The organism is Mycobacterium sp. HM-7 (genome assembly GCF_053852335.1).
The window spans coordinates 320,495-344,669 of sequence record NZ_CM132657.1; the positions used below are offsets into that span (position 1 = coordinate 320,495).

19 protein-coding genes are annotated in these 24,175 nt (G+C 58.9%); 10 read left to right on the forward strand and 9 right to left on the reverse strand.

Annotation, left to right across the window (positions count from 1 at the left end):
• Nucleotides 1-8 precede the first annotated feature (8 nt).
• The 9 genes from rfbA (at nt 9) to ACWW1C_RS01550 (ending at nt 10,660) form a co-directional block, all read left to right on the forward strand.
• The gene (gene rfbA, locus ACWW1C_RS01510) at nt 9-914 is read left to right on the forward strand and encodes a glucose-1-phosphate thymidylyltransferase RfbA (protein WP_455981781.1); all 906 of its coding nucleotides are present in this window, start codon (nt 9-11) and stop codon (nt 912-914) included.
• A 109-nt stretch (nt 915-1,023) separates the two neighbouring features.
• Nucleotides 1,024-2,148, forward strand: a complete 1,125-nt coding sequence (locus ACWW1C_RS01515; RefSeq protein ID WP_455981782.1) for an acyltransferase family protein — start codon at nt 1,024-1,026, stop codon at nt 2,146-2,148.
• A gap of 656 nt (nt 2,149-2,804) precedes the next feature.
• Nucleotides 2,805-3,977 carry a DUF1972 domain-containing protein gene (locus tag ACWW1C_RS01520; protein WP_455981783.1) on the forward strand — a complete coding sequence of 391 codons (1,173 nt, stop codon included), beginning with the start codon at nt 2,805-2,807 and terminating at the stop codon, nt 3,975-3,977.
• The gene (locus ACWW1C_RS01525) at nt 3,965-5,110 is read left to right on the forward strand and encodes a Gfo/Idh/MocA family protein (protein WP_455981784.1); all 1,146 of its coding nucleotides are present in this window, start codon (nt 3,965-3,967) and stop codon (nt 5,108-5,110) included. The genes ACWW1C_RS01520 and ACWW1C_RS01525 overlap by 13 nt, the downstream gene beginning before the upstream one ends.
• Nucleotides 5,107-6,000 carry a hypothetical protein gene (locus tag ACWW1C_RS01530; RefSeq protein ID WP_455984113.1) on the forward strand — a complete coding sequence of 298 codons (894 nt, stop codon included), beginning with the start codon at nt 5,107-5,109 and terminating at the stop codon, nt 5,998-6,000. Before ACWW1C_RS01525 ends, ACWW1C_RS01530 begins: the two co-directional genes overlap by 4 nt.
• Before the next feature lie 106 nt (nt 6,001-6,106).
• Nucleotides 6,107-6,574, forward strand: coding sequence for a hypothetical protein (locus ACWW1C_RS01535; RefSeq protein WP_455981785.1), 468 nt, complete (start codon nt 6,107-6,109; stop codon nt 6,572-6,574).
• 201 nt (nt 6,575-6,775) lie between these two features.
• Nucleotides 6,776-7,660 carry a hypothetical protein gene (locus ACWW1C_RS01540; protein ID WP_455981786.1) on the forward strand — a complete coding sequence of 295 codons (885 nt, stop codon included), beginning with the start codon at nt 6,776-6,778 and terminating at the stop codon, nt 7,658-7,660.
• A gap of 91 nt (nt 7,661-7,751) precedes the next feature.
• Nucleotides 7,752-9,458 (forward strand): oligosaccharide flippase family protein, encoded by a 1,707-nt coding sequence (locus tag ACWW1C_RS01545; protein ID WP_455981787.1) that lies wholly within the window; start codon nt 7,752-7,754, stop codon nt 9,456-9,458.
• Nucleotides 9,459-10,171: 713 nt separating this feature from the next.
• The gene (locus ACWW1C_RS01550) at nt 10,172-10,660 is read left to right on the forward strand and encodes a glycosyltransferase (protein ID WP_455981788.1); all 489 of its coding nucleotides are present in this window, start codon (nt 10,172-10,174) and stop codon (nt 10,658-10,660) included.
• A gap of 9 nt (nt 10,661-10,669) precedes the next feature.
• On the opposite strand, the gene ACWW1C_RS01555 is transcribed toward ACWW1C_RS01550, so the two are convergent.
• Both ACWW1C_RS01555 and ACWW1C_RS01560 read right to left on the reverse strand, forming a co-directional pair.
• Nucleotides 10,670-11,635: a class I SAM-dependent methyltransferase gene (locus ACWW1C_RS01555; RefSeq protein WP_455981789.1), complete on the reverse strand. Its 966-nt coding sequence runs from the start codon at nt 11,633-11,635 to the stop codon at nt 10,670-10,672.
• A gap of 328 nt (nt 11,636-11,963) precedes the next feature.
• Entirely contained in the window at nt 11,964-12,914 is a 951-nt protein-coding gene (locus tag ACWW1C_RS01560; protein WP_455981790.1) for a methyltransferase domain-containing protein, read from the reverse strand.
• A gap of 1,045 nt (nt 12,915-13,959) precedes the next feature.
• Between ACWW1C_RS01560 and ACWW1C_RS01565 the strand changes: the two genes are divergently transcribed.
• A complete protein-coding gene (locus ACWW1C_RS01565) occupies nt 13,960-14,634 on the forward strand; it encodes a methyltransferase domain-containing protein (RefSeq protein WP_455981791.1) in 675 nt (224 codons plus the stop codon).
• Nucleotides 14,635-14,784: 150 nt separating this feature from the next.
• Here ACWW1C_RS01565 and ACWW1C_RS01570 read toward each other — a convergent pair whose 3' ends face one another.
• From ACWW1C_RS01570 to ACWW1C_RS01600, 7 genes are all read right to left on the reverse strand, one after another.
• The gene (locus ACWW1C_RS01570) at nt 14,785-16,983 is read right to left on the reverse strand and encodes an acyltransferase family protein (protein ID WP_455981792.1); all 2,199 of its coding nucleotides are present in this window, start codon (nt 16,981-16,983) and stop codon (nt 14,785-14,787) included.
• Nucleotides 16,980-18,200, reverse strand: a complete 1,221-nt coding sequence (locus ACWW1C_RS01575) for a hypothetical protein (RefSeq protein ID WP_455981793.1) — start codon at nt 18,198-18,200, stop codon at nt 16,980-16,982. The genes ACWW1C_RS01570 and ACWW1C_RS01575 overlap by 4 nt, the downstream gene beginning before the upstream one ends.
• A gap of 28 nt (nt 18,201-18,228) precedes the next feature.
• Nucleotides 18,229-18,996: a glycosyltransferase family 2 protein gene (locus ACWW1C_RS01580; RefSeq protein WP_455981794.1), complete on the reverse strand. Its 768-nt coding sequence runs from the start codon at nt 18,994-18,996 to the stop codon at nt 18,229-18,231.
• Nucleotides 18,997-19,230: 234 nt separating this feature from the next.
• Nucleotides 19,231-20,088: a hypothetical protein gene (locus ACWW1C_RS01585; RefSeq protein WP_455981795.1), complete on the reverse strand. Its 858-nt coding sequence runs from the start codon at nt 20,086-20,088 to the stop codon at nt 19,231-19,233.
• 32 nt (nt 20,089-20,120) lie between these two features.
• Nucleotides 20,121-21,485, reverse strand: a complete 1,365-nt coding sequence (locus ACWW1C_RS01590; protein ID WP_455981796.1) for a polysaccharide biosynthesis tyrosine autokinase — start codon at nt 21,483-21,485, stop codon at nt 20,121-20,123.
• A gap of 158 nt (nt 21,486-21,643) precedes the next feature.
• Nucleotides 21,644-23,500, reverse strand: coding sequence for a DUF4012 domain-containing protein (locus ACWW1C_RS01595; RefSeq protein ID WP_455981797.1), 1,857 nt, complete (start codon nt 23,498-23,500; stop codon nt 21,644-21,646).
• 85 nt (nt 23,501-23,585) lie between these two features.
• Nucleotides 23,586-24,011 (reverse strand): hypothetical protein, encoded by a 426-nt coding sequence (locus tag ACWW1C_RS01600; protein WP_455981798.1) that lies wholly within the window; start codon nt 24,009-24,011, stop codon nt 23,586-23,588.
• Nucleotides 24,012-24,175 lie beyond the last annotated feature (164 nt).

Consider the following 24,175-nt stretch of genomic DNA (forward strand, 5'->3'; position numbering starts at 1 on the left):
ATGAGCCTGTGAAGGGCATCATCCTAGCTGGGGGCTCGGGTACCAGGCTGCACCCGATCACCTTGGGTGTGTCCAAACAGCTGATTCCGGTTTACGACAAGCCGATGATCTATTACCCGCTGTCGACGCTGCTGTTGGCGCGGATTCAGGACATTCTCGTCATCACGACACCGTTCGACGCGCCCAGCTTTGAGCGTCTTCTGGGCGATGGCTCCCAGTTCGGAGCATCGATCACCTACGCGAGGCAGCCATCGCCGGACGGGCTGGCTCAGGCGTTCTCCATAGGTGCCGACTTCATCGGATCAGGGAAAGTCGCGCTGATCCTGGGCGACAACCTGTTGTACGGCCCAGGCCTGGGCACGCAATTGCAGACCTTCAACGACGTCGACGGCGGGGCGATATTCGCCTATCGGGTTGCCGAGCCTAGTCAGTACGGCGTCGTCGAGTTCGACGAACAGGGCGTGGCCGTATCGCTGGAAGAAAAGCCGAAGATCGCCAAGAGCAACTACGCCGTCCCTGGCTTGTATTTCTACGACAACGATGTGGCGTCGATCGCACGGGAACTGAAGCCGAGTGACCGCGGCGAGTACGAGATCACCGACGTCAACCGCACATACCTGGAGCAGCGTCGGCTCCATGTGGAGGTGCTGCCGCGGGGAACGGTGTGGCTCGATACCGGCACGGTCGACAGCATGACCGACGCCGCCGACTTCGTGCGCACCATGGAACGCCGTAGTGGGCTGAAAATCGGTGTGCCAGAGGAGGTTGCGTGGCGACAGGGATTTCTCAGCGACGACGAGCTCCGAGAGCGGGGCGAGTGCCAGGTGAAGTCCGGCTACGGCTGGTACCTGCTTGATCTGCTGGACCGAGAATCGTGCCGGCCGCGTACTGCGGTGGGTGCCGTAGGGCGTTGATCAGAGGGTCAGGTGTGTCAACGTGAGTCGCTCCTATTTCCAGAGGGTCCGCCTCGAAGCGGCAGCTAGGAATCTCGCGACTGACAAGCCGGCCGCTTGCGGGGCCTGAATGACGCTACTTCCTGAATGGCTCCGTTACGATCCGAGCCGCTATCCGCTCGGTTATAACCCCGGGCTCGATGGCCTTCGCGGTACCGCAACACTTTGCGTTCTTGCGGCCCACCTCAATTTCGGTGTTTGGTGTCCAGGTGCATTCCTGTACATGGACATGTTCTTCGTGATGAGCGCGTACTTGATAACCTCGCTGCTACTCAAGCGGTGGAACAACACGGGAAATGTCGGTTTCTCCACCTTCTATCTCCGACGCTTCCTTAGACTCTTTCCCGCAAACTACGCGATGATTCTTACGTTTGTCGTCGTCGCGTACCTGACTCTCTACAACTTTCGCGGGCACCTATCCCAGGCCGCGGTCGCAGCAACGTACACGACCAATTGGACTCGGGCATTCGAGGTTCCAATGCCCGAGTACCTTGGCCACACCTGGTCGCTGGCGGTGGAAGAACAGTTCTACCTGGTCTGGCCCGTGATCCTCTCGCTGCTACTCAGGGCCGTCGGGCTGCGGATGCGGCTTGTCGCGCTGATAGGGCTGCTGGCGCTTGGATTTGCGGGCTGGCGTAGCTGGCTCACTTTCCACGGAGCGTCCGAATCCCGCTTGTTCAACGGTACCGACATGCGCGGCGACGCTCTTCTGGTCGGCTGTGCGTTAGGTGTCGCGATGGCAATGCCGCACGTGCGCCAGAGCGTCACCCTGCAGCGCGCCGCGGAGCTCTTGGCGTTGCCGTCCTTCGTTGTGCTGGTTGTCGGAGGATTCACGATGGATCAACACAACCGGGCGATGTACGGCGGGATCTCGCTGATTTTCACGATGGCGTCGGCGTGCTTGATAACTGCGTTGGCGCTGCCGCGGCAGACCGTACCCCACCGCATTTTTCGGTCGCCACCGTTGGTCTTCTTCGGCCGGATCTGCTACGGGCTCTATCTCTGGCACTACCCGATATTCAATGTAATTCGGTTCAATTACGGAGTCACTGAACCGGTCTTGCTCGGGATCATCGGAGTTCCGCTGACATTCGTCGCTGCACTCTTGTCGTGGAGATTCATCGAAAGCCCCCTCTTGAAGGCGAAGGACCGACTTCCGATCGAAGGAACGAAACACGTTGCACCCCAACACTGACCTGCGGTACGACTATCCGCCTTGACCAAAGGTGGTAGGAGCAACCGAGACACTACGGTCGGCGTCGCTGGGAGCGCCACTGATGACCGAGGCCGTGCCGGGGACCGGCGACTAGTGGTTGCTAGGTAACTTGCCGTAACGGCGCGGTTCATAGAGCTCGTGCAGCCCGTCGGCGCAAGAGTCAGGCCGGCGCCCGAGTATGTGCCTGTGATGACGGGCTCTGGGAGCGTTCCGAGCGCCTGGTCAAGGACGCATGGTGCTGTCATCGGCTGGCCTGGATGCTGCGGCGTTACTGCTCTACAAACAGTAACCAGATAGATTGCAAACATCTGATCCAGCTACGCTCCACGAGCATCACGACAACCGGTCAGGCAAAGCTCTGGCGACGTCTCGGATCGACTCAGGTATTTCGTTTACCAGCGTCTTGTGGCGGCCAGAAACGAACGCGCTCCCCACTTCGCCCTTCGTGTCTGAAAGCTCTGCTAGAGCAGTAGCAAATGATACGCAAATTGCTCTGGTGCTCCAGAGGTTTGCTATTGACGGTAGGGTAAAAAACTTTGACGAAACGCCCTCTCCCGCCGATATCGTCGCCTAGCATTTTCACAGGAGCACGCCCAACACGGTGTGCGCTTGGACCTGCTAACACGCGAGGTTTCATGTCCATTCCGCTGAATGACCGAGCGACGGTCCGCATACTCGGAACGCACGGCGTGCCGGCTGCGTATGGCGGATTCGAGACTGCGGCAGAGAATGTCGGGCGGTACCTCGTCGGCCGCGGATGGCGTGTAATCGTCTATTGCCAGACGGCTCATCAGCAGGCCATCTACGAAGACGCCTGGAATGGCATCGAGCGGGTCAACATCTCGGTGCCCAATATGGGCTGCACAGGCACTGCGAAGTTCGACTGGTTATCGATCCGACATGCGCTCAAGTACTCGGACGTGTGCCTGACATTCGGTTATAACACAGGGGTTTTCAACACACTCCTGCGGCTTCGCGGTATACCGAGCATCGTCAACATGGATGGTATCGAGTGGTCACGTAAGCGGTGGGGCATCTTCTGGCAGACGGTTCTCTATATCAACGAACGACTGGCTGCCTGGTTCGCAAACGAACTGATCGCTGATCATCCCGAGCTCAACACCTACCTGAGAACCCGAGCTCCAGAACGCAAGATCACTACGATCACATACGGGGCGCATCGGGTCGACGAAGCGCCGACAGCTACGGTCCGTGCACTGGGCCTGGAGCCGAAAAAGTACCTGACCCTTGTAGCGCGGCCACTCCCTGAAAATTCGATACTTGAACTGGTACAAGCGTTTTCGGCGAAGACTCGGGGTGTCACGCTCGCAGTTCTGGGCGACTACAACGACGCCGCGGATTCCTATCACCGAACAGTGCTGGAGGCTGCCAGTGAAGAAGTCGAGTTCCTGGGGGCAATTTACGATCCGCATGTCGTTCAGGCACTGCGTTACCACTCGCTCGGTTACCTGCATGGCCATACCGTTGGCGGGACAAATCCCTCGCTTGTCGAGGCGCTCGCGGCTGGTAACCCCGTCATCGCGCACGGCAACAAGTACAACACCTGGGTCGCAGGCGATGCCGGCTTGTATTTCAACTCGTCAGCTGAGGCCGAGAAGTGCATTGATGAACTTTTGAACAACGCTGATCTCGCAACGGCAATGGGTCGTGCTGCGCTGGCACGCTTCGAAAGCGAGTTCACGTGGGATCATGTCGCCGCCCAGTATGAGGCGTTGCTCTTAAGAAGCCTGCGTACTCGTGAGTCGCGAGCAAGATTCAGAGGGAGCGAATTCCAGTGGTCAACGTAGGGGTCGTCGGTCTCGGGAAAATGGGTCTGTCCCATTTTTCGATCATCAATGCGCATCAGGACACCAACGTGGTCGGACTTTGCGATTCCAGCGGGTATATCCTCGATATTCTCACGAAATATACGGGAGTCAGCACGTATTCCAATCTCGAGACGATGCTCGACGGAACGGATATCGACGCCGTGGTGATCGCAACTCCATCGAAATACCACGCTCCGATGGTGCGCACCTGTTTGGAGCGCGGTATCCACGTATTTTGTGAGAAGCCATTTTGCCTTGACCCAGCCGACTCGGTCGCGCTTGCACAACTGGCGAGCGACAAGCGACTCGTCACGCAGGTCGGATATCACAACCGTCATATCGCCACATTTCGCGAGGTGAAGCGACTTCTCGAGGCGGGGGCGCTGGGCACTGTCACCCATGTACTGGCCGAAGCCTACGGGCCGGTGGTCCTCAAGCCCAAAGGCGGTACGTGGCGCAGCAAGAAGGAGGAGGGCGGCGGTGCGTTGTATGACTATGCCGCACATCCAGCGGATGTATTGACCTGGTACTTCGGTCGGCCGGAATCAATTTCAGGAACCGTACTCGGCAAGGTGTTTTCGGCGGAAACCGAGGATGAGGTGTTTACGACACTCAATTGGCCCGGCGGTCTCAGCGGTCAACTCTCAGTCAGTTGGTCGGATGAATCGCATCGCAAAATGACGACGTGTATTTCGATCTGGGGCACTAACGGCAAGATCGTAGTGGACCGCCAAGAGCTCAGAATCTATCTGCGCGATGCCGCGCATGCGCCGGAGGGCTACGCCAAGGGTTGGACGGTGCGATACACCACCGAGTTAACGGATGAGGTCGACTTTTACGTTCGTGGGGAGGAGTATTCGGCACAGGTTGATGTGTGGTTGAAGCGCATTGGCGACTCTGCTGTTCGGGGAACTGCGGATTTCATCGACGCCAGCGTGACCGATGAGGTATTGAATACCATTTGCAACAACACTGACGGTGGCCTGCGCCATCTCGGTGCGCAAGCGGAAATCGTTGACGAGCAATCACTTTCGGCAGCAGCGGTCGGGTTCTGGACCCGTCTGAAGAATCGACATCGCAATCACCGATTGCACTCAGGAAGTAGGTACTGATTATGGATCGTCTCTTGTTCGGTGACAACCAGTTCTTCGGCGTAAATCACATGTCGGAGGATAAGGCGCGTACGCAGGCCATGCGGTTCCAATCGTTGGATTCGATCATGTCGGTGCTGGACGCGGCATATGACGCAGACGTAACCACATTCATGTGTACAACCCACGATCGAATCGTCGACGTCGCTGACCGCTTCCGGGCGGATCCGCAGCGCTACTCTAGGCAGGTCGTGTACCCGTGCATGCCTTACGCACACAAGTATGCGAACGCGATGACGGAAGCGGGCATATTCGGCGCCATCCGGCAGTTCCTGCCCAGTGAGGGACTGTTGGATGCAGCGATGCGAGGCGGAAAATCGCTCGCCAACAAGGATATTGAGGGAGTCATCACCCTTCTGATCGATGCCGAAATGAAGATGTTTAGGGGTCTCAACACGCCGGTGATCTTCCTGCAGAACGTCGTCGTCGACTTTCTGCTCGGCATGGGCTTCACCGAGGCGTTCCGGATATTCGCCGACCATGTGTCGAGTAGGTACAACGCGGAACCGGGATTCATCACCATGAACATGCCGCGGCTTCTCATCGCTCTCGATGCTGTTGGCATTGAAAACCCGATCGTCTGCACGAGCATCAACAAGCTTGGGTTCCGGATGTCCGGCGGCATAGACAGCTATTTGGACGCATTGCACAACAGGCGGTTTCGCGCGGTCGCGATGTCGGTGTTCGCGTCGGGGGCGATTCGTGCCGACGAGGCAATCGAGTGGGTGGCTTCGCTGCCCAACATCGAATCGATGGTTTTTGGCGCTTCGAGCCGTACGAATATTGAGTCGACGGCCCAGCTCGTCACGAAGCACTGGTCTAGGACGCCGGAATTGCTTCGGACTGCGTGAGCGAGATGTTCGGGTCCGCTGCGCCAATCTTTGGCGGGGTGGAGGCGGCGAGAGGGCTCAGCAAGGGGCTCGCACGTGTCGGAACAAAAGTCTTCAGGAGCTACTCGTGGGTAAGACAATCGGTTTCGCTTTGACACTGTCACTGATGGTTGGGGCGTTGGCGGGCGCTGGCGTAGCCACGGCCACGATCCCGTCCATGGTGGGAAAGACATACGGCGAAGCAGCGGCGATGTTATCGCAATGGAAGTTTGCGTCGGAGATCTCAACCACCTTCGGAACCGAGCTGTCCCGAAACGATTGCATCGTGATCAATCAGGTGCTTCGTCCGGCCTCGCACTTCGGCTCGGCCAACATCCCGGCCAAGTTACTTCTATCGTTGGATTGCACGGCCGCAGTCGCTGATGCAACCCACCCCGGCAATTCTGCCGGCAGCCCCGAAGGCCGCCATGCAAAGCAGGAAAAGATCTTGGAGTGGTGGCGGACAAACACTCCAGAAGGACAAGCGTGGTGCACGACGAACCACTCCGCCCACCCCAATTGGGACTGGAAATTGGTCAAGGGTTGCCCCGAATAGCGGCGCGACTCTGAACCAGGTCGATGCTCCAAAGTCTGCTGCGGTGCTTGGTAATTGATGTGTTTATTGCTCCACCCGAGTGGAAGAAGCTCGGTAGGCTGAACGTCAAATGTGTATGACAACCGTGCACGGAGTGCGCGCGCCTGCAGTAAGTCGGCTTCCCGCGTGGTGACGCTTCGGAGAGAGGAACGAGGTGTGCACATGGCGGACGGCTTGATCGTTGTAGGAGTTGGTCGAAGCGGCACGTCGACCGCGACCGCGTTCGCCGAAGTTGCCGGGCTGCGTCTGCCCAACGATGTGCTTCCGGCTGACGAGTGGAACGCTGACGGATACCTGGAAAGTCGTAGCCTCATCGAGTTCAATGACCATCTGCTGGCTGCCAGTGGACAGACCTGGTGGAAACCACGTCCCGCTGACTGCGTTCAGGTGACGGAATACCACTGCTTGAGCCGTGCATCGCGGATTTTCAAGAGATCGTTTGGAAGCGGGCGGGGCTGGGTGTGGAAAGATCCCAGGCTACCGATGCTGCTGCCGTTCTGGGATGAAGTATTGGGCGTGCAACCGGCTATGGTTCCATATCGCGACCCCGTCGCGGTAGCTGCGAGCATCTCTCGGCGCGACAAGGTGAGCATCGATGTATCCCTGGCGATATGGGAGCGTCACTCACGCCAAATGCTTTTTTCGATCACCCATCGCCCAGTTCTCTTCACCGACTATGCTGAGCTCACCGAACGTCCTGAGAAATGGTTCCGTCAGCTTGTAGATTTCTGTACCGAATCTGGTTTGAACGTATGCAGCCCGGAAGTTGATTTCAATTCGCGCATCCGTCAAATCGTTCGTCCTGTTATGAGCAAACGGCCAACAGCCAACCAGCTCGAGCTGGCTGAACTGATAGCCAGCCTCCAGGGTCCCCACTCAGAATTTCGGCTACCTACGCTGCCGGACGAATCGCCCAGCACGCAGGGGCTTATCGACTCGGTGAAGGGCCCCCGATTGATCTCGCGCGTCCGCGCGGCACTCATCACGAGGCCGAAGCATGTTGTGCGACAGACTTCTACGAGCGTCGAAGCTGCGATTGATGACTGAGTTGCGCGGCACGTTGTCGACAGCGAGATGCGTTTCACGCAATCGCTCGCCGCGTCGAGCAGCGTGCAGCTACGTGGTGTGGTAGGCCGCTATGGCGCACCCGACTCGTGGTATTCAATCGCTCAAGGCGGGCTCGGCTGCCCAGGTCGTGTCGATAGTTGCGGGCTTTGGAGTGCAACTATTCACAACCCCCTATGTGCTATTCAAACTTGGTCTGCATGACTTCGGTGTGTGGTCCATTACAGGCGCGATAGCGCAGTATGGTGCTTTGTTCGATTTGGGCGTATCGCGAGCAGCAAGTCGCTATGTGGCGGTCTTTCATTCAAAAGGCGACGTGCGAAATGAGGGCAGGGTCGTTGCGGTATGCGTAGCGACGCTGTTCATCGTGGCTGCGATGCTCGGCGGCCTTGCCCTGATGGCCTCACAGCTCATCGCACCAGTGCTCGGCCTCCGAGATCCACGGCAGGCCGGCACGCTATTGCTAGTCGCTGTCGCGATTTTGTTCGTGGGGCTACTTGCAAGAGTGCTCGCCGCCGCATCGATCGGCAGGGGTCGAACCGTGCCTCCGCTGACTGCCGTCGCAATCATGTCTGCGTTGCAAGCGTTGGGTGGTGTTGTTGTTCTTGCGGTGGAACCATCGTTGATTGGATTTGCCTACGGGACTCTGGGGGGAATCGCTCTGGGTCTTGTCGTCGTTATCGCCGTCATCTTGATTGACGAACGACGAATCACCTTCGCAGTCCCCAACTGGACGATTGCACGCGAGGTCTTCGCTTACGGGATATCGTCGCAGATCGCGGCGCTTGGAGACTTGTTGCTGTTCCAATCTGGGAAGTTGGTCGCTGGAGCGCTCATCGGACCCTCTGCAGCCGGAATCTACGAGCTTGCGAGTCGGCCGGCGATGGCCGCGCAGGTCTTGGGGGCTTCTCCCGGAACTGCGCTGATGCCGCATCTGACCCGGATCTATGTGTCAGGTGGAGTCGGCGGCATTCTGGCCGAGTATGAACATCTGACACGGCGCAATACCTCTGTCGCATTGCTCATTCCGTTCGCGATGGCGGCGACCGCGGTCACCGCGATTCCTGTTTGGTTGGACGGGCCGCATCTGGACGTGGTGGCCGTCTTGCTTGCGCTGCTGATCGGCATCTCAGTCAACGTGTCGACCTCGACCTGTACTTGCACGCTCATGGCGATGGGACGCCCAGTGATGATCGCCAAGGTTACGGCGGTCGCCGGCATCCTCCAGGTGATCGCCGCGGTGCTCGCAACCAAGTTCTTCGGATTCGTGGGCCTCACAGTAGCAATCGCGATCGGCGTGCCCGTCACCAAATTGGCAGGCCTCTGGCTCATGCAGTCGAGCGCACGTATCCCACAATCATTCTATTTTCGTGCGGCCGGCGGCCCCTATGCGGTCGCTCTTGTCGCCGCGTGTTCGGCCTTGCCGATTGGCCTGATGACTATGCCTCAGAGTCGGCAGTCAGCGATAGTGCCCTTTGTTGCAGGCGCATTTGTGTATTTGTGCGTCTACCTCGTACTCGGCTGGGGCTTCGGTTATCTGCCGCGAGCTTCGAACCAAGCAAGCGAACCAGTGCCGAATGAGCGTTGGACGATGCGGACGGCGCATGTGAAAGACGTGCTCGCTGGCCGACGTAGAGGTTCAAGAAGCGGGATGCCGCCAGCCAGCTCTCCGAACCGCCATACCTCCCGCCACTGGTGGTCACGTCCGTCTGACGGTGTAGGTGGGGATCCCCTAAACAGCCCTGAACTGCGCTGCCGAGAGGAGCGTACGTCGCATTGAGGTCGATCGATGCCCGACGGTAATCAAGGTTCGACCGCGCGGTGCGGCCGTGTACCTCAAGCTCGGCGTATCCGGCCGGCGTTGGATAGTGGTTGTGACGGCCCCGCCCCGGCGCTGTCACAACCACGCCGAGTCTTCCGAATGCCCTGATCGTGAGAATCCTCTTTGACGCGCACTGGTGGGTCGACGGGCCGCGTTCGGGTCGAAATGTGTTGCGGGGATTGATTGCCGGTTGGTCGCGCGCGTTTCCTGATGACGAATTGGAACTGCGTACTCAGCGTCGCCATATTTCAGTGGTGCGAGCAGATGCCCAACAGGCGAAGCTCAAAGTCAAAGTCAGCCACTACCCGAGGTGGGCTCGCTACCATGCCCTAGCTGTTGCCACAATCGCAGTGCGTAGCGGCAGATACGACGCCGTACTCACGCAGAACTTCTGTCCGCCGTTGTCGACGGCTCCAAGGGTGGTGCTCGTACATGATGCGCTCTTCGTGACGAATCCTGAGTGGTTTACGAAGGCGGAACTGCTCTACCTGAGTGGAATACGCCCATCGCTCCGGTGGGCTACCAGCATCCTGACTACGTCCAATTCGGAGACAGTTCGGATTGGCGCTGTGTGGCCGGAGTTGCGGACTCGACTCGTGAAAGTTGGCCTGGGTGTACCTGACGGAGTACTTCAAGCCCAACCGAGGCGGCCATCGAGTCTCTCCGGCGAAGTGCCATTTGTTCTGGCGGTTGGACGGCTTAATGTGCGCAAGAACTTGGCCGGGCTGATCGAAGCGTTCATTGACATCGCCCGCGACGATCCGAAGCCGCACCTGGTCATCGCTGGGAGCGTTGACGGAGCGTATGCGCCAGTTGTGGTTCCTGATGATGTGAGTGCGCGGGTAGCTTTCTTGGGGCACGTCACCGACGACGAACTTCGATGGCTTTATGAAAATTGCGACCTATTCGTGTGCCCCTCTTTGGACGAGGGCTACGGGTTACCTCTCATCGAGGCGAATATTCTCGGCGCGCGGGTGATTGCGAGTGACATTCCGGTGTTTCGAGAGTTAGCCATTGCCGTTGCATACTTCGACCCGAGGTCAATAGCCGAGATGGCCGCTGCCATCCGCCAGGGTCTGGATACGGTCGGTTCGACCGTGGCGGGACAGTTGACGTGGGAAGGCGTGGTAAAAAACATTCGTGCGGCGATAGCGAAGTGAAGTCGCTGGTCAAACGCGTCGAATCCACAGCGAACCAGGCTCCCAAAAATCAGTCCGCTTTCCGAATACAGGACAAGAATCCGCTAGCTCAGACGGGTGGTGGTGCTTGAGAAAGTTCAGAGCGGCAACGACCTGATATTGACTATTGAAGCTCAAGAAAGCCTCTACCAAATATTGCTCATTCCAAAATCGCATCTCCTGATTCAGCCAAGCTGGCCAGTAATCCTTGGGCGTCCGGATGTCGTGAATGTGTACGAAGACTCCAGGGCTCAATATCGGCAGAAGTTCTAAATACTCGAACAGCACGTCGCCCTGCGGCCGGATCATATGAGATGAGTCGATGAACAAGATGTCGTTCGTCTCAAGTTCCGCGAAAACCGACAGGTCTACCCGCTCGACGGGCGTACGAATCAGTTCGATGTCTAATTCCTTCAACCAAGCATTCTCGTATGGCTCAATACAGATGTGTCTGCACTCGTACGATGGGTCATCGGCCTCGTTGGCCACGACGGCGTTCCGGGCCATCAGTGTCGAATGTCCGCTTCCGATTTCGACAATTCGCCTAGGCTTGGCATGGCGAATGATGTTGTAGAAGATCTCTGCGTCGCCGGGTCCGAATGCATTATTGTCGTAGTAGAAGCTCAACTCGGATTCGCGATTCATCGGAAACGCAACCAGTTCGTCATTGTATGAGAACTTCTTCAAGAGTTCGAGTTGACCACCGACGTTTAGGTCGACCGCAGTGAGTTCCCGGTCCTCTTCCAAGGGGCGGCGCAGCGTATCCGTCTCGAACAGGGGCTCGTAGTAGTGGTTCCGTATTGGGTACACTCCCAGCGCTCTGAAGAGTCTCCGGGCCCGCGGTAGGCGACCAATTCCAAGGCGACGCACGAACTTCAGTGCCAGTCCGGCTAGAAGGACGATTGGCAAGACGGCGATGTCGATCAGTGGTGCCATGAATTCGACAAGCTTGCGCACGGCGGCCCTTCCTGCCGATCAGAGTGGCGTTCCAGCCGGTACTGCATTGGAAATATGCTCCAGTTTATCGCTATCGCACGACGACCACGGAGTTTCTGCATCACCTGCGCCGTAAGAAAACTACCGCGTGACCTACGGGGTTAGTGCTTGAAGGGCCCTCCCAGACCTGCAAAACGCTGACGCGGGGATCTGCACCAGAGGAACTCAGCCCAAGCGGCGCGAGCGATGGGCCGAGTCACGATTTGGCGCACTCATTTCGACTGCGACAGAGCAAGAAGCAGGCGACACCGCGCTGATCGGACGAGCGGTGGAGCGTGAGCCGATCTGGCTACGCGCAAGTAAGTTCGACGGCCAGGTACGGGGCGAGTGGAGTTGCCCCGAGCCAGCCGGGCAGGTGATTCATATAGAGGCGAGCCGCCGGCACCAACCACGCAGCGCGCGCTGCACCTACGTGCGCAAACTCGAAATAGTTTGCCATGTTGAGCGGTCGAATCTTGCGTACGCCGGCAGCGCGGGCCATTCGTCGAACTTCGCCGAACGACATTAGCGGGTGCGGACCCCATATCGCATGCGGGTACAGGTGGGTGCGCTCGAAAAGGCGGTGGCCGAACGCTGTTGCCGACCAATCAAAGGGAGTGGTTGACCAATCATGAGCAGGATCGATCGGGAACAACTTGTTCGGAGCCGCAATTACTGCTCGGCCACCCGGCCTGAGAACCCGCATCATTTCACTGATGTAGCGCATGCGATCAGCTTCGCGCGCTGACGGTGGGTCCGGTTCACCGATGTGCTCAATTACGCCGATAGACCAGACCACGTCGAACATGTCGGACTCGAACGGAAGGTCAAGCGCAGATCCGGCCACAACGCGCTCAGGGTTCACCCCGGCGGATTGCCAGCCTGGAAGATTGCTTGGAAGGTCGACGCCCCATACGTCGATGGCCGGAAACAACTCGGCGATAACCTTGCCGATGGATCCCGTTCCGCAGCCGATGTCCAGAGCGTTGCGGTCTTCGGGCCTCAGCTGGCGTGCGAGCCAGCGTTCGGCGCGCTCGGCCCCGCGATCTATCTGGTCTGCCAGATAGTCTTCGGACGGAACAATCGCAATTGTCGAAGAATGCGGCATTAAATTGAGATAGCCTCCATCGAGAATCGGGTATGTGGCCGAACAGGACTGGCAGTCGGCCCCCGCCGCGTGATGGTCAAAGCTGCCGTGGCATTCGGGGCAGGCTATAGGACTCACGAGAGGGAGCCTTTCAGCCGTACCTTCATAGCTCATTGCTGAAGTATGGCACGCACGTATCCTCTGGATAGTCAGTTCGAATGTGTGAATCTCCTGGAGAATCCCGGAGACTTAACCTTGAGAACGAGGGTTCGGGCATGCGTTCAGACGCGTCGTAGGAACAGAGCCGGTACCTGACGTGCACCACTACGAACTCGTCTGATGCGGATGGCGGTTATCGAGTGCCCGGCCGACCAAAGTAGTGGCGGGCCAACGGGATCGCCCGGGGTCCGGCGGGGGACGAGACTTTGGGATTCGACCGAGACATGACGCCCGTCATTGCCCGTGACGTCTGTGCGATTCTCCCTGACTGGCAAGGAACCCGACTCCTAAGCGGCGTCCGAATTGGCTGAGGTCCACCTGCCAGCAACGGTTTTGGAGTCCGCCGACGTGGCCGCTCACGGTGATTCAAGGCAGGCGCCGTCCCGTGTGATGACCCCATGGACTGGGGGCTACGTCGTGCGCGATGAAGAGGGTAGGACGTCCTAGGCGACATCTTGACAAGCAAGAAGTATCGACGCACGCAGAGCCGATCAGGGGATGGGTCGACGTGCACAGCGGCGCTCGACGAGACGTGGCGGGACCTTCTGCCGACGCCCCGAACACCAAGTCGCACAAGGATAGATTGCGCCTGCATGACCAGTAGAGTGTCGTCGTGAAGCGCCCGGTCGCTGACCCGTGAAGGAATTTTTCGCGGACGGAAGTTTTGGGTGGGCAGCCACCTCGGTTGTGATTTACTGGCAGGGTGCCGACGACTTCACAGGCGTTGCTACTTGACTGCCCCGCATGTGGCGGGCAGGCCTCTCACGCTTGGACTGCGGCTGCGGGAGAAGAGGGACTTAGTCGTTTCGGAGTGGCAATCTGCGCAACATGCGGCACTGGGGTAACCGAGGGGGACTTCCCCGTCGACGCTGAACTCTACGAGAAGGGTTCATATGCCCCAGAGCGGGCCCGCGGATCGAGTCTGGCTGCACCGATTCTTCGGCAGTTCGATAGGCGCCGGCTGCAGTTCATCAGCTCTCGGTACAAAGCACCCGCGCGAGTGATCGATGCGGGCTGCGGCCGCGGCCGTTTCGTCGCAGCGGCAGCTGCGGCCGGGTTCGAGGCCGCCGGTGTCGAGCCCAGCGAACGCGGCTCGATCGGGGCTCGTGACATGTACGGGATTGAACTGATCAGGGCCGAAATCGATGCGGCACCTGTTGAACCCGGGTCATGTGACGTCGTAACGCTGTGGCATGTCCTTGAGCACGTCGATGACCCCGGCCATACCGTAGACGTGCTGAAGAACTGGCTCAGGCCTGGAGGTGGGCTTCTCATCGGGGTCCCGAACTTCGGCAGCGTGCAGGCGCGGGTGGCCCGCACTCGCTGGTACCACTTGGATTTGCCCCGGCACCGGACCCACTTCACCGAAACGGGACTCCGTACTTTGCTATCCCGTCACGGGCTTGTCGTTGTACGGTCCGACCATCAGATGATGGAGCACAACTGGTTCGGCATGTGGCAGACGGCGGTTAGCCGTTTCACCAGGCGGCCCAGCTATCTGTTTCATCTGCTCAAGCGAAACGCACCTGCCAAATCCCTGGATTTCGTCATAACCTTGTTGGCGCTGCCGTTCGTTCCGGTCGCGATCCTTGCCGAAATCGTGAGTGGGGCAAGCCGATCCGGGGGATCCATCGCTGTGTTGGCGATCAAACCTGAATCCGTTGCCGACCACTGAATTGACTCTCACGCCGGGCCGCGTCCGGGAAGTAGAACCAGATGCGGCGGGGTCGGCTGATTCCTGTCGTGTTCGGTTGCTCGGGCAGATATTTGCGTCCCTGGGCCGCGCTGGGCTCAGCGCGTGTGCACGACTGATGAAAAGTTCAGGTCATGCGAGTGGAATACCTGCGGCAGTGAAGCTTTCGGCGACTGCCGGCGCGATCTTGCTGGCGTACGGCGGCGCCATGTGCGTCTCATCGACACGGGCAGGTGTCGTACCAACGAAGCTTGGGCACCGCTGACTCGGACTGCAGAACCACGGCCGAGAGTCGATCCATGCTCCGCCCAGCGAGGCGGCCAACTTCTGCTCGGCCTCGGCTCTCGAATACCAAAGCGGCAGGATTCTTCCCACGCAGCTAGATGGCCTACTCGAAACCTTGCTGAAGCAGTCTTTGATCGCCATGTGACCTGCCGGGGGCGCTAGCAGAACTATCTTCTTAGTACTGCTCTTGAATCGCTCGATGATGTGATTGATTGAATCCGCCCATTCCTGAGTCGACATGTCCCGCGATGCGCCGGCGATTCGGTCGGACATGTACGCGTTGGAGATGATCACCGCATCTGGTTTGACGTTATTGATGACTTCGACGGCGGTGTCCTTTCGAGCAGGGCAGTCGGAAATCGCACCTATCCGAGCCAGCGTGTCCTGAGTGAAGGCGCACGTTTGCATGGTCTGGTTGAAGACCTGTAAACGACCGTTTGAATTCAAGGCCAGTTCGCGAAAGATCTCCGCGTAACCGACTCCGACCGAGTCCCCGACGAGAACAATCTTCAGCGGCGCTGATGCTGACCCGTAGTGGCAGAGCTCAGGCGGTGCGACGGCCGTGCCAGTGCATATGGCAACCTCAGGCGTTGCCATATGTTGGTCTTGTCCGCCCACAAACAACGATTCCATCGATGGATTCAGAGCGGGCCATTCGCTGGCTTTCAGGGCATCTGCGATCTCGGCTTGCAAGACCGTGTTCACAGGGCCCAAAGCCATGGCAGGAAGGGTCGCGGCCTCCTTGTCGTCCGCGGCCATATCCACTACTGCGCCACTGACCTTGTCAGCGTCTGCTGTCGGCGGCGGTTGGGTCAACCACGCGATGCCGGCAATGGCCAGAAGGCTTGCCGCACACAGTGCTGCGTATTGAGTCGACTTTGCCGGTGAGTACTTCTGCTTGCGTATTGCCTCCGCGACGGCGCGAGCCTTGTCGGGATTGGCGCGGCGCAGGGGATTCTCGATCAGGTGGTATGAGGCAATCGACAGGCTGAAAGACAGGGCCACAGCGGCAACAAAGAACGAGCCACTCACATCCATCACCGCGCCGAGCAGAACAATGACTGGCCAGTGGACCAAATACAGAGAGTATGAAATGTCACCAATGTAACCGGAAATCGGACTGCGTAAGAATGCCTGGTACTCCGGTTCCTGTCCCACTCCTGCAGCGATTACCAATGCCGCGCCGATGGCGGGCAGCAGCGCCGCCGGTGCCGGGAAACCAGGCATACCGTCACTGATGAGCGCGAAGCTGGCAAAGATGAGGATGAGGCCGGACCAGGACAAAGCTGGCTTCAGTTTGCGTGGAACTTGCGCGAGCACGCCAACGGCCGTGGCCAGGATCGCGCCAACTCCCAGCTCCCAAGCTCGCGCAAAAGTGTTGAAGTACGCCGATATCGGCGACTCCGTTGTTTCGTGCAAAGCCCACGACAGCGACGTTGCGACGATCAGGGCCATCACTGCTCCCGCAATGGCGCTCTGCCACGAATGCGACCAGTTCTTGCGAACGATGACTATGCCGATGATGAAGATCAGTGCGGGCCAGACGAAATAGAACTGCTCTTCGATCGATAGCGACCAGTAGTGCTGAATCGGCGATACGGTGGCAGCTGTGGCTTGGAAGTAGTCGGTGCCGATGCTCAGGAAGTGCCAGTTGGAGCCGAAAAATGCTGCCCATAGCGCGTCGACTCCGATCTGATGTGATCGGAACGGAAGATATACCAGTGTCGATGCGAGATATGTGAAAACCAGAACGACGGTGGCGGCAGGGACAATCCTGCGAATGCGATTCCAGTAGAATTGTCCAAACGATACGCGGCCGGATGACTCGGCGCTGCGCAGCAGATTGCCAGTGATAAGAAAACCGGAAATTACGAAGAACACATCGACCCCCACAAACCCCCCGGCGGGCCAGTGCCACAGGTGGTTGGCGAAGACGCTGAGCACGGCAACCATCCGCAGGCCCTGGATGTCGAGCCGCTGGTGCTTTCGTTCTGCCTCCCTGCGGCGCTTGCGAACTTTGCGCCCATACCGAGCTGACAGGTTCATTGGCGAGCTCCATATCGGTAGGCAGCATCGGTGTTGGATGAGCGTGCCCCGGATACTGAATCGACTCGGATGTCGCACGGTTCGGGCGCGTCGGTAAAGTTCGTGCATTCAGTCTTTGCGAGCTGTACCGCCAGTCCGGCAAAGATGAAGATCAGGCTTTCGTACTGGGTTAGCAGGGCGACGGTCAAAAATAGTGGCACTTGGCCTGCCAATGCTATCTCTGGAGCAGATGCGCGGCCGGCCACGACCCGAACGACAACCACAAGTAGTGGAAATACGATGATCCCGGTGATTATCCAGCCCCAATTGACACCGATGTAGAGCAGTGCGCTATCAATCGAGTCAGTCAATGCTGTCCCATTGAAGAAATCTGGCGATCGTCCGAACCATTGAATTTTGGGCAGGTAGAGCTCGTACAAGTAGCTGCGGAAGTAGGCGCTACCCTGTTCCTCCGCTGAGTTGCCGGCGGCCCATTGCTCAAAGGCGGGTAGGACTTGTGGGCCAATCAGAAGTGCAGTGGCGGCCGCGGTCAGTATCGCCAGAATCCGATTGGCTTGATGTCTCGCTGTGTAAGCCATGGTCAGGCCCGCGGTGAGGGCTGCGGCCAACATCGCGCTTCGGCTTCCGCTGGTGACGATCCCGGCGCCGACTGCCATGAACATCATGATCTTCCACGCATTTCGAAATGATGCACGGGCGATCAGCGGTATCGACAGCGACAGAGAGCCGCCAAGTGCGATGGCGTGTCCAAACGCCCAGGTGCTGCGGTCGCTTCCGCCGCGTGTCTGTATCTGGTGCCAGGTCTGGAATTCATTGGATTTTGAGTTCCAGTCCACAGTCCAACTGACGAATGGATGCCAGGAAAGTAGAAACTCAATCACGGCCAAACAACCCACGACCGCGAGCATCAGACTGATCGCATCAACTGTGAACTGAATTCCTGCGGCGGGCGCCAGTATTCTGATCGCAAAGTATGGAATGATCCATCGCACAACGATTTCGGCGAGCATTCCCTGATTGATGTTGTCGACCGCGAGGGCTGCCACGCCCACAATCAAAATGAGATAGCCATCGAAGATGTGAAACTGGATGCGGTGGCCGCCCAAGATTGCGGCAATGATGGCCAGCAATGCCACCACGCAGTGGATCGGAATTGTGGCAACGAGCCGAATGCTGATCCAAATCGGCACCATTGTGATGGACAACAGCCACGCCATGAGCCAGAATTCTGGCCCGGTTATTACCCTAGACGAAAGTGCGCGCATTCTGCTTTGCACTCCTATCGTATTGCCGTAGCCCGTCCCACACTCCGCAGACGGCTGAACGTGTTTTGAGGAGCCGCTCCTCGTGCTCAAGCGCTGCCATGGCGATTAAACGGAAGGATTCCACCCCACCGCTGCCGGCCAGCAGTTGTCTTCTGGGCACTCCTGTGTCACGCGCATACACGAATCGGTTCCGTGCTGACCAGTAGTAAGTAGTCGTCGAGATCGCCCGCCGGGCGCGGCCGCCAGACGATGCGCCGCCTGCGTGCCACAGGCGCGCAGTTGGCACCACACCGAGGCGCAGCCCCATCTGGTGTGCCTTCCATGAAAGAAGCGTGTCTTCCCAATAAAGGAAGTAGCTGTCGGGGAACCCGCCGAGACTGCGAAATGTGGACGCGCGCAGCATCGGCGCCGCTCCCGTGATGAAATCCGTTTCGAACACGTCGTTCCTGGCTTCGCGCAGCGGCAACCTGTAGTCCAGATGCTGGACCCGGATCGAGTCTCGATCGATCGACCCGCCGCAGTACCAAATCCACGGATCTGGCCACTCGCCGCTGAATATGAGCGGTGAGATGACTGAGAATCTTCCGACGTCTAGTTCCCTTTCGAGCCGCTCTAGGCAGCCTGGGTCAAGCCGGGTGTCTGGGTTCAGCAGCCACAGAATGTCCGTTGCTCCGATGTCGGTCCTGCTGGCAAGAAGATTCATTCCGGCGCCGAAGCCAATGTTCTCGCTGCTTAGTTGAATGCTCACGGACTGCGCGTCTCGCAGGTTGAAGCGAAGCAATTCCTGGTTCGATTCGGTTGACGAATTATCGAGTATGTGGACGGCCAACCTACGCCCACGTGGAGTTCTGCAGGGCAAGTCACGAACGAGGGCAGATGTCAGTTCTGGGGTGTTGAAGTGCACGATCAGAACGTGCAAAGTGCCGTCCGATATCCCGCTGGCGTTCATATTTCGCCCTGTCTTCCTGCCGCCGATGCCCTGTCAATGCCCCGAGTCGGGCGAAGCCGTCATTGGCGGTAACGCCGGTTGGCCGTCCTCGAGAGCCCATACCTTGTCGAAGTCAAAGACTTCGCCGGCGGGCGTTCGAGTTGGATATTCGCGCCAGAATCCGAAGGTGCCGAGGGGGATTGGCACGACGAGGGGTTTTGATATGGAAAGTCCGGGGCCCGCGACGCTTACATGGTCACCTGTGCAGCTCAGGGCGAACCTATACGGACGGTCGCGCTCCAGAGGAGGCGCAAACCCTCCGGTTGCCACCGTCTTGAATCGGCCGTTGGCCAATCGACTTTTTACTTGCCAAGTAGTGCGATCGGCTACCAACAGCACCACGTTATCGGCGACATTGACGTCCCCGGCCATGCCGATGGCCAGTGAGGTATCACTGGTGGAATCGTTGCGTCGATGGAACGTCCCCTCGGCACCGATCGTGCGGACTGGAGCGCGAAATTGGCGAAGCGCCATCACGTCGCTCTTTCCGTCGTAGGTGAAGTGCCCGTCCATCAGGTATCCGTCGGCCGCGGGAGGCAATGGCGAGTCGCCTATCGGTGCGCCGCGTAACTGCCATCCGTTGTCGAGCTGGCCCGCTGTACCTGGCCGGTCGAAATCGTCGATGAACGATGCCTCGATAGGTATGGAGTCCGGGGTTGTGATGACAGACTCCACAGTTCGGCTCGTGGGTGCTGGAAGGGGCAGTTCTCGCGACTCGTACTGCGGAGGCTCGGAGGTGCATGCGGTGAGCGCCAACAGGGCCCCGGCCACACACCAGCTCTTCTTGATGGCGACGGCTACAAACCGCAATGTGAAATCGCCAGCCGACGCGTCGATGTTCCGGAGAGTCATTGCATGACTACGTTCTACGTACGCTGTGGATGTCAGCTCGAACGGCGGTAGCCGTAGTAGTAGTAACCGCCGCCGTAGGCCGAACGGTCGCGTTGAGGCGTCATCGTGAGTATGGTGCCTAGCAGCGTGGCGCCGACATTCCGCAGGGCATCCGTGGCGTTTTTCAGCTGATCTCGCTTCGTCTGGCCGTACCGTCCAAGTAGCAGCGCACCGTCTGCATTGGCGGCCAGTAGAGCCGCGTCCGTGACGGCGAGTAGCGGACATGAATCCACGATCACGTAGTCGAACTTGCCACGAACCTCCTCGAGCAAGTTCTTGGCTGCGTGCGACGCGAGCAGTTCGCTGGGATTCGGAGGTGTTGCTCCGGCCGCCAATACGGTAAGACCGGAGAACGGCGTCTCCTGCAAGGCATCGCCAAGCGATACAGCGCCGCTGAGAACCGTGCTCAAGCCCACTGCGCCGTCTACGTTGAGGTACTTGCCTGCGACAGGACGGCGCATGTCCCCGTCGATCAGAAGTACGTTGTTCTCGACTTCCACCAGGGCGAGAGCAATGTTGATCGCCGTTATTGACTTACCGTCATTGGGGATGGAACTCGTGATCACGATTACCCGAGGTGGATTATCCACCGAGAGGAAACTGAGATTGGTACGCAGTTTTCTGAATGACTCTGCAATTCGGGAATTCTCGTTACCGAACGAGATGGCCGGCGCTGATCGTCGAGCTTTGTCTACCGGGATTTCACCGACGATCGCAGCCCCGGTGATGTCTGCCAGATCCTCCGGTCTCTTCACGGTCTTGTCGAGCATGCTCCGGCCGAGAGCGAACGCGATGCCGAGCAATACACCTGCCACCAAGCCCAATCCGAGATTCTGTGTCAGATTTGGCACCGTCGGAACCGTAGCGGCCACGGCGGATTGCTCAATCACAACCCGGGTGTCGGGAAGGCTGCCATCTGCCGGAGTTTCGAGTTCCCGAACCATCTTGACGAACTGGTCCGAAAGCGTGTTTGCGATGTCGCGCGCACGAATTGGGGAGGGATCGAGGACATCCACGTCAATCAGGACGGTGCCTGTTTTCGACCGTGCGCTGATTTCCTTGCGCAACGCCTGCGTGGACATATCAAGATGTAGTGCATTCACAGTGCGCTGGGCGAGCGCCTCGCCAGTCAGGAGAATCGTGTACGAACTGATTCTTTCTTGGGAAAGCAGATTGCCTTGATAGGTGTCGGACAGCGAACTGCCTGCGTAGGTCGAGACGAAGAGTCGCGTCGATGATTTGTAGAGCGGGGTCGTGATCGCGGTAATGACGATTGCGGCCAGCATGGCCAGAACAATCGTTGCGCAGACCGTTATCCATCTCAGCCGCAATATCTTCAGAAAACTCTGCAGATCCATGCCGCTCACTCCTTGTGATTGTCTGGCGCGGTAATCGTCTGGCGCGTCTGCCTCGTACGATGGCAGTTGCGCGTCGCAGTCAGCCTCCGTACGTCCCTCAACGCGTGTGTCGGTACCTAATGTATGTCAAGGTGCAGAGCAAATTAGCGGAACCGTCATTATTTCTGCGGGCACACTGGAACTTCGACGGTGGGTGCGGTTGTGGTGAGTAGAGGCTGAGCTGGTACCTGGGCCACGCCGGGGCCCGTGGGTTCCGAGAGTCGAAAGGTCAGCTCGCCCGATTGCCTCGGCGGAATGGCTACCTGAATCTCGAAGGTCGGGTGCCCTCGGTCCATGCCCGTAAACGCCGGAATCTCTTGACCATTGGAGAAAGCTCCGACCAATGCTGCTCCCTTGGTGGCAACAAGTCGGACCGACGTCAGCATGGAGCCCGTTGGCAAGGTGATCGGGACGTTTCGGTTGAGGTTGAGGCCCGCGGCGCCTGCTACGTAGTCGGGTAACGGTGTTTCCGGTACCACGCTTTGCAGTCTCACGGTGACGGTGGTGTTGCGGGTGGCGCCCGCACACCCCTCGGCCTTGTAGGTGACGTCCTGCCGCAGATAGTAATCAACTTTGTTGCCTGCGAGGTTGTTGAGAACGACTGCGGCATAGGGCGATGCGTCATCTGGAATTGTGTGGGCGAGCGGTGTCTGCTCCAACAATTTTTGCTCTTCGGGATCAGCGCTCCAGATCGCGATCCGCCGCTCACTGACGGCTCTGCCGAGTGCGTCGAGTAGTCGGCGGGGAGAATCCACTGCGCCTGTCATCTTCTTGACGACAGCATTTGCGATGACCTGGAGATACTGCTTGCGCGCGGCCTGGTCTGTGGGGAAGCGCAGGTACGCAGTGGATTCGGTCAGTTCGACGACGTTTTCTTGGTTGATGACTTCGCCATCCTGCATCGTGATCGGTCCGGTCGCTCCGAGTACATAGCTCAAAGCGACTGGGTCCAGCGCGATGACGCCGTCGACTTCCTGGCCGGATTGCTGCGCCCACATGGACCGCCAGATCTGCGCGGTGTACGGAAAGTGTGAGCTGAGGTTGCTGTTACGCCAGTCAGTACTTGGATTCGTGTAGCCGTACTCCCCGCTGAACTCGGGACCAAGGTCCAGTGGTTTGAATGGCCCCGTCAGTTCGGTATTGGGGCCCAACGCATTTACAGTTGGCACCCCATTGTCGAACCGAAGAATCCCGAATCCGCCGAGTATCCCGCCGGTGCCCCTGGCTTCGGCGTTGGTTTGGAACCCCATGAAGTAGGTCCGAGGTCCATCGGCGCCCATCAAAGCCGGAGCAAGCTTAGCGGTGAGGGTGGCCTCCTCCAGGAGGTCGGAGATTTTGACCGTTTGCGCTTGGAGTTCGGAACGGGCGTTCCGCAAGGCCGACAGGTACGTCGGCTCAGTGATCGCGGCGGCATCCGACTCGAGACGCCTTGCGTCCGAAGCGAGTTTGACCAATCCTGGCTCTTTCTCGCGAAGCGCTTGAACGTCGACTCGCGAGCCTTTGATCAGATGGGATGGGGAGAGAGCTGTCCCCAGCTCCGCCGCAGGCTTCAATACCTCAGATGCCAATCCCAGCACGACTTGCGAGACCTGGCGGGCCGTCTCGAACGGACTTCCCAGCCACGGAATATGGGTGGCGACTGTCCACGGTATGGACCGCACGGAGTCATTCGCGTGCTTGGCGTCTGTTTCTGCTGCGGAGGCCAGCCGCACTGCTGCTTCAACGTCGCCGGCGGACAGTGCCTCTTTTGCGTGCTGCGCGCTGGCGCGGGCCCGCTCCAGGCTGGATTTGGCAGCGTAGCCTTCGAAACCCAGCCAGCACAGGAATCCGATTGCGGCGAGTATCAGGCCTAGTGTGATGACGCGAAAACGGCGACGGTTCCGGGCATTTCGGTGCCGCGCGGTCCCGCCGTCGGTTTCGTCTTCACCGTCGCCAACCGGTCCTTCGTCCGTTGCGCGTTGAGAATGCTCGCTCACTCAGGAAACGTTCCGCATTTGAGCGACTGCCTGCTGTGCATCGACAGAACAATCAACGTCTCGCGTGACGGCACTGCCGCGGGGCCTAGCAGCCCCTGGTCAACGAGAGTGTGATGGTGCCGTACGGCCCGATCTTTGCACCCGCGCCGAGGAAGCAGACCGAAAGGTTGATGTTCGCGGTGAGCTGCTTGTACAGCGGCTGGAGGAAGGCCGGGATAATCGTCAGGGGGGTAAACGTCCCGACCAGAATCGGAGCCCCGGGGCTTGGGTTCGGCGTGTTCCCCACCCACCACCAGGGATCGTTCTGCCACCAGGTGGCCTGTGCCAAGAAATGTGGCGCCTGCGCGACGTTGTCCAAGACGTGCGTGATCGGCGCGAGGGGAGCTGGCGCCGAGATATCGGCCTGCGCCATGGCGGGAGTCAGAACGGCGGCTCCAGCGACTGCGCAGGCGGCCGCGCCGGCCTGCAACTTGGACTTGGTGTTCGAAACATGCATCGCGAGAACAGACATTGCCCGAGCCTTCCGCCGATGATATCGATCCTCATAGGAGCCTGACAGAATTGCCGGTGCACGTCAATAACTTATTGACGTGAATGCGGGGTATTTCTGGGCTGGTGTAACGGCTGAGGGCTGGATGGGACGGGTGTGCAAGCAGTCGCGTGGGACGGCGTGCA